Source organism: Spartinivicinus poritis (assembly GCF_028858535.1).
Classification (GTDB): Bacteria; Pseudomonadota; Gammaproteobacteria; order Pseudomonadales; family Zooshikellaceae; genus Spartinivicinus; species Spartinivicinus poritis.
Map to the genome: position 1 here is coordinate 12,555 of NZ_JAPMOU010000027.1, position 12,023 is coordinate 24,577.

The window sequence follows — 12,023 nt, forward strand, 5'->3', positions numbered from 1 at the left end:
GCAAAAGTATAGTTTATTTTTGTAACAAACTGTATCTAAAAGCCGCTCATTAATACCTATAAAAAACCACTTTTAGTACTATACAAAAAAAGACCTACATAGTAACAAGTTGTTAGCACGCTTTATTGATTCATTCCCACCCAACTTTCAACATTGAAATTAGGACAAGTTTATTTAGTTAGCATTTTCCATAGCTATATCTAGTAGGGATGTAGTTTTCTATTGAAAAAAATCCCCTAACAGGGGCTTTTTAAAAAATATTGATTTATTACGTACTTACCTTAATCTTCTGTTGGCTCCTCCAACTCGTCAGGAAGTATAGTGGCTACGGGTCTATATTCCTCTATATAATTAAACAGTCCTGGGTTATTTTTTGTCTTACTTTTTAAATTCTTTTGCTAATCCTTCATAACTAACATGCCCAAACAAGCTATTCAACTTTATAACGAGATCCCTGCAAAAATACTCTTCTTGGATCGTCATTATCCCAATCACAAGAACTATCATAAACTGTATTATTAAGCTGTACTATAGCATTTAAAGCAGGCCCACCAAGTATGAAACCATTCAGCTCAAAAACATGCTCTATCGGAACTCGATCTTTTGCAACTAATGTAATTTTATAAAGATGTGATGAATTTTCTTCAAATGAAAGTGGAGTATCATCTGTATTTATAGATAACTGCCTTTTACTATCAAAACAGAAACATCTCCAATTTCTAGTTTAGGATAAAACATGTCTGCTGAACCAGTCATAAACCAGTACTCCAGGTTATAACTAGTCATAAAAAGAACCATCGCGCCAAGTTTAAATATTTTTCAACAAAAGGCTCCATTAACTTTTTCATCTTTTACTTATTCTAATGCAACACTGTTCCACTCTATCAACTCGCTTGAGACCTGTCTGCTAAATACAAATAATCCCCCTATCTCTCTTTCCACAAGAGAAATACTTTGCCTAATTGCTTATAAAACAAGCCAATAGCCTTTGCTTTATTTGCAAAGTTAATTCTGTTAAAACTATTGATTCTATTCTTTTAAAAAACAACTTTTCAAGATTTAAAAGATATCCCTGCATCAAAACACCCCTCCCCCCCAACTCTATGCTGCTTACCACCCCCTAAAGAGTTAATAACAACATTTATACATTTCTTAAGATTATATAGAAAACTATTTGAAGGAGGAATAGTCACCTATTATTAGTAGCATTTATGATTAGAAATAATTAGCATTAAGCCTACTACTATCCCTAATAATGGTTGTATCAAATGCGAAGCTTTTTAGTGTTTACTCAATACGAATTCAGTTAATAATTAGGCGATATTTTTCTATTTGACTAAGATATAAAATTAGAGCTTTTACTAGGTTATAAAGCTACCAATGACAGATAGTGATGTTGATAACAACAAGCTTGAGGAGTCTCCTCCCTCCATAAACCGAAAGCTCGTGTATATTGCGATTTTATGGTTACCACTTATACTATCTGCATTGCTATTTCCTGCCATGCTTTACACCAGTGTGCTGGTGGTATTTGGGGTATTTTTGGTTGTTTGGTATAGCTTGATCGCCAAGCTCATCCGTAGACCTGAGCTTGGCCAATATAAAGTAGTATTTATAATTGAACTAGTGGCAGTTAGCTGCTTTTTATGCATTGCAGTACTTGCTTATTTTTTATTCCAAATGTCAAAGTAATAGGACTTGAGTATTTTAACCTATAGTATCTACTCTGATATAGGAAGTTTCTCTAAAATATATAAAATAGCCAATTTAATTAGCTATTTTACGAAAAAAATCATCACGAATAGCTTTAATTCTATTTTCACTCGCCATTGTTTCAAGCACTTTTGTTATTTGCTTAACCAGCTTAGAGTTTCGCCTATGCAGATAATGATAAAGCTTTATTTTTTGAAGAGGTGGCTCTAGAATTTTAATATTGCTATACTCATTAGCTTTTAAAAAAGGAACCAGAGTTATCCTATCGTTAATACCAAAATCTAGATGCTGAGAATTAACGCTCTGCAATAACTGCTCCATACTGGATAAAACTTCCACACCAGAAAATCCTTTGGTACCATTCGTAATAAACCTAATGCCTCTAATATAGCCAATCGTATTATGCTGAATACTGCGCCACCCAGAAATAGTAAACCTTTTTAATTCTTCTTTCCCAGTAAAAGCAACTCCCTCTATATGGGCAACAGCTACTGGTACCATCACTAAATTTGGATAATCTCTATTAGTGCCATAAATACGGAATAGTTCCCCATCGGTATTGCCTTTATTTGCTTCAATTAACGTTCTTTTCCAACCAGGATAATATCTAACCTCAAGCTCACCACCTATATTATGATAAGCCTCTTTCATCACCAAAATAACTAATTGAACAAGTAAATCAGCACCTTCACCTGTGGATATCACCCACTTTTTTGCAGAAAAACAAGATGATGCCCAAACAAGGCATACAAGGCATAAAAAATTACAATACTTTCTCATTCAGCACCTTTTTAGCAAAAAAGCACTTCATTAAAATAGCTAATACTATTTTGGCCTCTTTCTATTCTCCTGTATATTTATAGTCTAGCTAAATACAATAAACTCTTACTAATATGCTCCAATTAGGTCATCGACCATATTTTTAAGCCTTGCCATAATTTGCCATAATGCATCATCAAACTGCCTATTTTAGTCTCTTAACTGGCCTAGTTACTTGGTTTAATTCCCTAGTAAGGTGTGATTAGAAGTATATGCACTTTGGATATTGAAAGCCCAAGACATTATTTGTGGAGAAGACACATAGTATATACAAACTATAGGGGACACCAAGAAATGACCATTAGTAAAATGAAACCAAATAAAAATAAGGTCTATATCAACTATCGGCTCCGCTATCTAGTGTACAGCTGTCTTATGCTTACAATAGCAATGACCTTATTGGCTAGCTTTCAGTCGGGTGCAGAGCAAACATACTTCCACCCGTTGCTATCCCTAACTCAATACACCGAAAGCAAGCCCATTATCAGTGATACCAACTTGTTGGCCAACCAACAGTCTGAACAACCCCTCATAGCCAAAGAACAGCTTTTCATCATTGATAGCTCACAACTTATGTCTAAGCCCAGCTTGAGCACGGCTAAAACGTTGTTAATTAAAGCCCTTTTACAGTTAACACCAAACGATCGCTTTAACATTATTGCTGTTAATAGCAACTTCCAACAACTATTTCCCAACTCAAAGCGTGCAAACTTACTAAGTGTAGCCGATGCTATTGCTTTCGTAGACACACTATCCATTAATGGAAAAGGCGAACTTCTACCTGCCCTTCGGGTATCAGCAGCGTCCCCAGTCCCAAAAGACATAGGTAACAGTCAGATCATTTTACTGTCGAGTGGTCAACTTGGTTATCAGCAGTTATTAGAGTTTACTCAGCGCCATATTGGCAAAAAACAATTATTTTCATTCGTAATTGAAAGTCAGACACATGTTATCTTAGTGAAGGATGTAGCTCATGCTAAAAGTAGAGCGCTACAGATTATTTCGCTGGGTTCAAACAAAACTGAAAACACCAATATAGCTTTGCAGTTGCTAGCACTTCCTGTAGCGCAAAGCTATTCAATTACCCCAACCAGTTTAACCAAAGAGATAAAAGCAACTACTTCCTTACTATCTCATTCACTATAAGCTCCAAGGGTAAAATAGTGATTTATTACTCAAACCCAAAACAAACCAACTTGCTAGCGTGAAACCAGCCACTAAAACTTATATGTGAGAGGTATATGCTAATAAAAAGGACTAAACTTATAGCCATCATTGCACCCCAATACAGTTAGTGGCTACATAGTTCAGACAACTTATATGTTTAGCTGAGTAAAATGACCGTGAGAATTAGCTATAAGTTTAAACATAATTTCATCTTGGCAATAAAAAAATATTAACAGCCGCACAGCACTTTAATACATATTCCCTATACTACTTACTACAAGCTAATGGAAGAGAACCTTGTTCCAGACAGGCACACAATGAAAACAACAGCGCTTTTTCGGCCAATTGGGCCTGATCAATTTGAAGCACTAAAAAAACTTGAATTTAGTCAAATACCATCCCATGTCTTTGGCCAAAAGTTTTTTTACCCATTGCTACACGAATCATTTGCAAAACAAATAGCAAAAGAATGGTACTTGCCTAAGCATGGCCATGCTTATGTTATTAGGCTTGAGATTGCCTGTAGCTATCTTGAGCAATTTGAAGTAAAGCGTATTGGTGGCCCAGAGCACACTGAATATCGTATTCCTATTGAGGAAAAAGCTAGCTTCAGCAGAGAACTGGTAGGCAAAATAGAAGTTATTGCAGAGTATCAGCAAGATACTATCAAGCAACCCTTTTTGTTTTGTCGAATTGGTGAAACCACTGAGGCAATGTTAAACCCAACAGTTGGGTTTCAGTCACACTTTCAATGCCTAGCTTAACTCCTTTGACGAATCACTCAGCTCTACGAGAGCCATATCAGCAGGGAAGCTATTTAGAATACACTGATCACCAAACATCTCACCAGGCCACATAGAGCTTCAATGTGGCTTAAGTGAAGGCATTTTATACCTATTACGATTTACACTAGCCTGTTTATTAAAGCCCAAAACTCTCTACAAGCGCGCAACTGATATCAACTTAAAACACAAAAGGTTACTGATCACAACTCAACCAATCTCCCTGTTACCCTTATTCTCTACTTGTATTCTTTCAATGCCAATTATTTCAAGCTTCTGCTAACCTTCACTTAACAAGTCAAGTGTTGTTAAAAAGTTGGCGATTTTTCATAAAAGACGTATTATTTTCCACAAAATAGGATCAGATAAGTGACTTAAGCATGTAGGTGAGTTTTGATCAAGATATTCAATAAGATATTCAAACCCAAACACCACACAACAACAACTTCTCCCTCATCACCAGAAAGTCAGGAGCTTTCTGATAAACCCTCTAAAACCGTTAATCAAAAATCCTCCTCCTCTCCCAACAAAGCGAGCTGGAATATCAGCGAGTTCGCTGTGCCTGAAGCTGAGGGTAAAACGCGCTTTCATGACTTCGAACTGCCAGATATACTCATGCAAGCAATACACAACCTGGGCTTTAGTTACTGTACGCCAATCCAAGCTGAAGTACTAACAGCCACTTTAGCTGGACGCGATGCGATTGGCCGAGCTCAAACCGGCACAGGAAAAACCGCCGCTTTTCTCATTAGCACCATAAAGCAATTATTAGAAACACCCAGCCCTACTCCCCGTTATGCAGGAGAACCTCGAGCACTAATTCTGGCACCTACTCGCGAGCTGGCAATCCAAATTGCTAATGATGCCAAAGAGTTATGTAAGTTTAGCTCAATTAATGTCACCACTATCATGGGTGGAATGGAATATGATAAGCAGCGCCGACACTTACATAATGAGTTTTTAGATATTGTAGTTGCAACACCCGGCCGGTTAATTGACTACTATGAAAAACAGGATATTCACCTAGACTTGCTTGAAGTATTGGTTATTGATGAAGCAGACCGTATGTTAGATATGGGCTTCATACCTCAAGTCAGGCGAATTGTCAGAGCCACTCCCAAGCGAGGAGACAGGCAAACCCTATTATTTAGCGCCACGTTTAATGATGAAGTGACCCGCTTAATAGATCAGTGGACCTACCAACCAGTCAAAGTAGAAATTGAACCTGAGCAGGTAACAACCGATACAGTTGTTCAACATTTCTATATGGTTGAAGAAAACAGTAAAGCGAAACTGCTGGTTAATCTGATTTTACAAGAAGATCTTCACCGAATTATTGTCTTTGCAAACCGGCGCGATCAAACGCGCAAGTTACAAGAGCTGCTCTATCAGGTAGGTATTAGTTGTGACTTATTATCTGGTGAAGTAGCCCAAAAAAAACGGCTCCGTACTTTAGAAGACTTTAGAGAAGGCAGAATCCGTGTTTTAGTTGCAACTGATGTGGCGGGACGGGGTATTCACGTTGATGGCATTAGCCATGTGATTAACTACAACCTCCCTGATGACCTTGAAGATTATGTACACCGTATTGGCCGAACGGGGCGGGCAGGGGCAACCGGCGTTGCCATAAGCTTAACAGGTGAGTCAGACGCATTTTTACTGCCAGAGTTAGAGCAACTATTAGGCATGTCATTAACAATTGAGCAACCACCTGAAAGCTATTTGACTCAACGTTTACCTGTTAAAGGCAAAACGTCTCCAGCCAAAAACCATCACCGTAAACCACACAAGCAGTATAAAAAAACAGGCCACCATAAAAAGCCACAAAGGAGAAGGTAGCATCTGCTGCCTTTTCTCTCCTACTAACCAAGTACTTACCTCAAATATACAACTGATCAGGCTATTCTTAGCTGTTTACTACTGTCATTAGACTAAAGGCTATTCAACACAAAGTAAAAAACACTTTTACATACTGCCAGTATACTGTATATTTATACAGTTAGTTTTGCTTGGCGGTGTTCAGCTCCATTCAATTTGTGCAAACCCAATAGTACTTCTGGCAACAGAAGAGCAGCATATATTGAGCGATAGCTAGCCAGTTAACACATATATTCAAGCATTGACTATCTACTCTCGCTATCAGTTATTTAAGGGTACGCCGTCAGATAATCTGTTATCAGATGCCTTAAATAACTTTACTACTGTTGCCGGCTATATGCCGGCTTTTTTTGTTATTTCTTTAATTTGCTATACCTTTCACTCTGAGCATATTGGTTATTTTTTAAACCTAAAAAGAAATCATGACTCGTATGCATGCCCTAGCTACCAACAGTTACAAAAATTTAACGTCCAGTCTAAACCTGCTTAATAGAAATGCTTCTACATCTTTTGACGTTTTTTTAAACAATATTAGACCTTGTGGGTTAGCTGTTTTAGTTTAATATCTAAAGCAAGGAGGTTAATTTTAGTCACGCTACTGCCATCTTGTTGTAGTTACATAGGAAACAGGAACAAGTTTCTTTTGGAATACATGTTCTTTAGATAGTGGTCTTTTGCACTGAAAGGTACCCACCTATGGTAGATGCCATCCAGCTTGAATTAATCAAGAGCCAGAAACGCACCTTTGTTCTAGATACCAATGTTCTCATCCACGACCCCAATGCAGTAATGAGTTTTGATGAGCACAAAGTTATTATTCCCATTACAGTATTAGAGGAGCTTGATAAACTTAAAACAGGCAAGCACACCATGGCTGCAGACTGCCGACAGGCAATACGCGTCATTGATCAAATCCTTGGCTCAGCCCCACCTGCTGAGGTAGAACAAGGCGTACCTATTCGGCGCTATGATGAATCCCCTCCCTTAGGCACACTGGCTATTATGATGCCTCCCAATGATCCAGCCATTTCCTTTCTTTCACCGGCAAACGACAACATCATTATTAACCACATTTGTTCGCTACAGCACCTTAGCCAAGATGAAAAAATCATCCTGGTCAGTAAAGACATCAATATGCGCCTAAAAGCCAGAGGCTGTGGTATAGAGTCTCAGGACTATCACAACGACCAGTTAGTATCTGATGTGGAGTTACTAAGCAAAGGTTATCAGGAAATTGCTGGTTCATTTTGGGAGCAAATACACCATGTGTCTACCCGACAAGAGCAAGGGCAAACATTACACATTATTCCCAAAGACAACTTAACTTTTGAGGTATACCCCAATAAGTTTATTTTGGATGAACAGGGCTTTATCGGGCAAATTAAAGCCATTAGTGAAACAGAAGTCACTATGCTTGATCTTACCCATGATTTTCTAATGCAACAGGAAGCCTGGGGGTTACAGCCCAGAGATATATACCAGGCAATGGCACTTCAGCTACTGCTGGACCCCGATATTCATCTAGTTAACCTTACAGGGGCAGCAGGCTCAGGTAAAACAATTTTAGCCCTGGCAGCAGCAATCGAAATGACCGTTGCCAGCAAACGATATCGCCGTATTATTGCTACTCGCAGTGTACAAGGGTTAGATGAAGATATCGGCTTTTTACCTGGCACCGAAGAAGAAAAAATGGAGCCTTGGCTTGGCGCCATTACTGATAACCTGGAAGCACTTCACTGTGAAGATGAGTGTACTCACAGTAGTATCGATTACATCCTGAAAAAAGTGCCACTGCACTTTAAATCACTCAACTATATCCGTGGCAGGAGTTTCCAGCATAGCCTAATCATTATTGATGAGTGCCAAAACCTCACACCTCACCAAATGAAAACAATCATTACCCGAGCAGGTAGTGGGAGTAAAGTGATTTGTTTGGGTAATCTGGCCCAAATCGATACCCCCTACCTTAGCGCAACCAGCTCAGGGCTCACTTATTTAACAGAACGCTTTAAAAACTTTGCTTACGGGGGAAACATTCAATTGAGAGGAGTTCCACGATCATTGCTAGCCGAGTTTGCTGAACAAAACTTATAGTGTTGCCCCTAATTGCTAATGGAGCATAACAGCATTCAATCAAACCCAAAACGAAAGATATAAACAGTTGTAGAGGCGATATACTTCCCCTATCGCCTTTATAGACGGCCACCTCTTGTACAGGAGCAAAGAGCTCGCTAGACTTGATTGACTGTTAGAACAATACGATAGAGCCACTATGTTAGCTGTTATTTCCCCTGCCAAAACGCTGGATTTTGAAACATCCCCTACCACTCATACATATACTCAACCTGAGCTATCAAAGCAATCAGAAGTACTAGTTAAAGTACTTCGTCAATATAGCCCCGATCAACTAGCTCAGCTAATGAAGCTAAGCGACAAACTTGCGGGGCTAAATGCAGCCCGCTTTAACGAATGGTATTTACCATTTACCCCTGACAATGCCAAACAAGCAGTATTAGCTTTTAAAGGTGATGTATATACTGGATTAGAAGCAGAAAGCTTTACAGAAAAACAGTTTGAGTTTGCTCAGCAACATTTAAGGATATTATCAGGGCTTTACGGCTTATTAAGACCATTAGACCTTATCCAGCCTTATCGGCTAGAAATGGGCACCAAATTAGAAAACCCTAATGGTAAAGACTTATATCAGTTTTGGGATGACCAAATTACCCAACAATTAAATTCACAGCTAGCAAATGTAAAAGGCCCTTTGATTAATTTAGCCTCTAATGAGTACTTCAAGTCCATCAAATCCCAGTTACTTGATGCAGACATTATTACCCCCGTTTTTAAAGACTGGAAAAATGGTCAATATAAAGTCATTAGCTTCTTAGCCAAAAAAGCTCGAGGGATGATGGTTAATTATTTAGTAAAAAATAAAATTAAAAACCCAGAAAAACTAAAACAGTTTGATTTAGCTGGCTACCAATATCAACCAGATTTATCATCTACTAAGGAATGGATATTCACCAGAAAATAGTAATATTCTGATAGCTTGATACGTGAATCAATCACATGTACTTTCTCAAAAGCTCATTATATTTATCCGATTCACGTATAAGCTCAATGGTAGCCCAAATCTCTTCGGAGAGTTTTGGACTTTGCTTAACAAACTGATGAGACAACATTAAAAAGTATGCTTTAGTTCTAAGAGGAGGGTTTACCTTAACTACACGATCATATTTTGGTGAATATGTTTTTAAAATAAAATCCCCCATTGTTTCTAAGTCTGCAACACCAGCTATACGTCCTGCTACCAGCTTTTCCATATTTTGCAAAGTATTTTCTACCTCCTCAACATCTACGCTCAACTTCACTAACTGATCAACTACTGCATACCCTCTTGTAGCACCTATCGCACCATCCAGCTCAGTAAACTGCATACCATCCCAGTTCAAAGGAGAGCTATTAAGCTTATACAATACATACGACCAGTTCAGCATTCTTTTTGAAATATCGAGTTTACCATTTTGCATGGGGTAAACCCCTATTGCCAAACACTCAGGCTTAAAACTGCTATGAAAAAGGCCATCAATCTTATTGGCAGCAATCGCTTTTAGCCCTCGCTGCCAAGGCATACGCAAAAACGTAAATTTAACCTTTAGCTTTTCCTCTACTAACTTAAGCATCTCTATGGAAACACCAGGCCTTTCATCAACTAACTTTGTCCCCCCTTCTATGATAAATGGTGGGTTTGCAGAGTCACCACAGGCCAATATGACAGTTTGAGCGTAGCAAGAGTTGATAAATAGTATAGCAAGCGCTATTAACCTAACCATTATTTTGCTTACATATAAACTTTAATTACAACCGCATATCAATAACATTTTTCAGCTCACCCTCAAAGTCATTCGCTGGCAAGTTATAATCTAAAATTCGCTGTAGTGCTTCATATACTATCAACCAAGACCACAAACTATACTCCATTTTTTGCTCAGGTAATTTAGCAAAACTATCATTAAGCAGCTGAGAGTATCGCTCTTTAATTAAAATAATCTGATCTGGCAAACTTTGATTATCTGAGAATTTACTGGCTAACTTATTATCTCTTGTCAGGTACATATCTTACACCTCAAGTCAAAAAGATCTTGAAAATAGTGGTAGATAAAAAATAAATGCACCCTAGCTAAAGCAAGTAATTTGCCAAGCTGCTTAAACGCTATAAATTACCCTCTGTTCAGCAAATAGAATACAAACTTTAAGCAGCCAACTTTCGCTACTGTTTAATTCAAAGACACTTTTAGCATAGCGCGCATAGGCTCTTTATATATACCTATCATGAGTCATTATTAGGCAGCCTTTAAGGAAGTTAAGCAAATATTAATCTAATATTACTTTATTTTTGGTAAACCAAGGGTAAGTCAGCTGTTAAGTGCTCACCATCTACTGTAAAATGAAAATATCTATGTAAAATATTACTGTCCGCGTATGACCAAACATAAGAGCTTTCATCAAGTAATGAGTTGCCTGGCAAAATTTTAACAAACCCGTAATCTTCGGCTATTTCCTGTTTATCTTTTATTTTTTGACTGAATAATTTACCTTTTTCCAGCTGATATATAATTTTTTCAAAGTGGATAGAACGTTGATACTGATTAGTAAACTTAACACTGTAAAAGTCCGTATCCTGCTGCTGCCAGTTGTGCTTAATATCTACATCAACTGGCGGCTGCTTACCAAGATAGTTTACCTCTGCATTTAAAACTAGCATACCGTTATTATATAGTTGTAACGTATATTCTCGAGAGTTATGCCATGTAATATCACTAGAGTTTTGTTGGCAACCGAGCTGTAAAGTTACTAATAATAAAAGCGTAACAATTCGCAGACAAATGAATTGATATGACATATTAGTCATCAATCACCTCCTCCTCCACAGCTGCTACCTCCACCACTACTACAGCTTCCACAGCCACTACCGCAACTACCTGAAGAGCCTTTCTTACGCTTTCCTTTTTTCTTTCTGCGTTGTGATGCCCCCCCTTTATTACCACCAAAAAGCAAATACCCAAAAATCCAAAAAAAAGCTATCAAGAAAGCTAAAGAAAATACATTCTCAAGTGTTTCTGAAAGTCCTGCATAGACATAACTTGAGCCAAAGAGTAAACCCAAAATCAGTAGTAATTTAGGATACTTTCTTGAATTTATTTCTGGCTCTTTCTGCCAAACCGCTACAGGAGCCTCTACACCAAATTCGTTAGCATATTTTTGCAAGGTATATTGATACTGATCTTGCATAAGGGCTTCATCATTTTCCTCACTGGGGTCATGGTGAATGGGGCGTTGTAGTATATTGTCACATAAATCAATCCAATAAGAGCGACTGAATGTCAAGTGTAAATGCCAAACCGCATCAATGGCTTTTGATGGCGTAACAGGGGTTTTGCTGATACAAGCTAAATAGATAAACTTCTTATATTCATCTATAGCAAGTAAGCAGTAATTTTTATCCCACCCGGTTTCTGATTGCAGCTTATTAATAAATAACTGCTGCTGAGGGGCTGCAACTTGATACCTATTTAGCTTTTCCCATAAGCTGCTATTAGTCATATCACTGTATATTCGCAATGTTAATACTCCTTTTACTTCACCTACTCTTACTGCTGA

The 12,023-nt window shown here is 38.0% G+C and carries 11 protein-coding genes; 6 read left to right on the plus strand and 5 right to left on the minus strand.

Annotation, left to right across the window (positions count from 1 at the left end; translation table 11 throughout):
* The first annotated feature begins 1,380 nt into the window (after positions 1-1,380).
* Positions 1,381-1,692, plus strand: coding sequence for a hypothetical protein (locus ORQ98_RS18610; protein ID WP_274690316.1), 312 nt, complete (start codon positions 1,381-1,383; stop codon positions 1,690-1,692).
* A gap of 75 nt (positions 1,693-1,767) precedes the next feature.
* On the opposite strand, the gene ORQ98_RS18615 is transcribed toward ORQ98_RS18610, so the two are convergent.
* Positions 1,768-2,493: a type 2 periplasmic-binding domain-containing protein gene (locus ORQ98_RS18615; protein ID WP_274690317.1), complete on the minus strand. Its 726-nt coding sequence runs from the start codon at positions 2,491-2,493 to the stop codon at positions 1,768-1,770.
* Between the two features lie 333 nt (positions 2,494-2,826).
* Here ORQ98_RS18615 and ORQ98_RS18620 point away from each other — a divergent pair, with 333 nt between their 5' ends.
* From ORQ98_RS18620 to yaaA, 5 genes are all read left to right on the plus strand, one after another.
* Positions 2,827-3,678, plus strand: coding sequence for a vWA domain-containing protein (locus tag ORQ98_RS18620; protein ID WP_274690318.1), 852 nt, complete (start codon positions 2,827-2,829; stop codon positions 3,676-3,678).
* 338 nt (positions 3,679-4,016) lie between these two features.
* Positions 4,017-4,463 carry a hypothetical protein gene (locus ORQ98_RS18625; protein ID WP_274690319.1) on the plus strand — a complete coding sequence of 149 codons (447 nt, stop codon included), beginning with the start codon at positions 4,017-4,019 and terminating at the stop codon, positions 4,461-4,463.
* 411 nt (positions 4,464-4,874) lie between these two features.
* Positions 4,875-6,320: an ATP-dependent RNA helicase RhlB gene (rhlB, locus tag ORQ98_RS18630; RefSeq protein WP_274690320.1), complete on the plus strand. Its 1,446-nt coding sequence runs from the start codon at positions 4,875-4,877 to the stop codon at positions 6,318-6,320.
* A 735-nt stretch (positions 6,321-7,055) separates the two neighbouring features.
* On the plus strand, positions 7,056-8,453 hold the full coding sequence (locus ORQ98_RS18635) for a PhoH family protein (protein WP_274690321.1): 1,398 nt from the start codon (positions 7,056-7,058) through the stop codon (positions 8,451-8,453).
* 178 nt (positions 8,454-8,631) lie between these two features.
* A complete protein-coding gene (yaaA, locus tag ORQ98_RS18640; RefSeq protein WP_274690322.1) occupies positions 8,632-9,396 on the plus strand; it encodes a peroxide stress protein YaaA in 765 nt (254 codons plus the stop codon).
* Positions 9,397-9,427: 31 nt separating this feature from the next.
* On the opposite strand, the gene ORQ98_RS18645 is transcribed toward yaaA, so the two are convergent.
* The 4 genes from ORQ98_RS18645 to ORQ98_RS18660 form a co-directional block, all read right to left on the minus strand.
* Positions 9,428-10,195, minus strand: a complete 768-nt coding sequence (locus tag ORQ98_RS18645) for a substrate-binding periplasmic protein (RefSeq protein ID WP_274690323.1) — start codon at positions 10,193-10,195, stop codon at positions 9,428-9,430.
* Positions 10,196-10,220: 25 nt separating this feature from the next.
* Entirely contained in the window at positions 10,221-10,478 is a 258-nt protein-coding gene (locus tag ORQ98_RS18650; RefSeq protein WP_274690324.1) for a hypothetical protein, read from the minus strand.
* Between the two features lie 274 nt (positions 10,479-10,752).
* Positions 10,753-11,274 carry a hypothetical protein gene (locus ORQ98_RS18655; protein ID WP_274690325.1) on the minus strand — a complete coding sequence of 174 codons (522 nt, stop codon included), beginning with the start codon at positions 11,272-11,274 and terminating at the stop codon, positions 10,753-10,755.
* Positions 11,274-11,984 carry a glycine-rich domain-containing protein gene (locus ORQ98_RS18660; RefSeq protein ID WP_274690326.1) on the minus strand — a complete coding sequence of 237 codons (711 nt, stop codon included), beginning with the start codon at positions 11,982-11,984 and terminating at the stop codon, positions 11,274-11,276. The genes ORQ98_RS18655 and ORQ98_RS18660 overlap by 1 nt, the downstream gene beginning before the upstream one ends.
* Between the last annotated feature and the right edge of the window lie 39 nt (positions 11,985-12,023).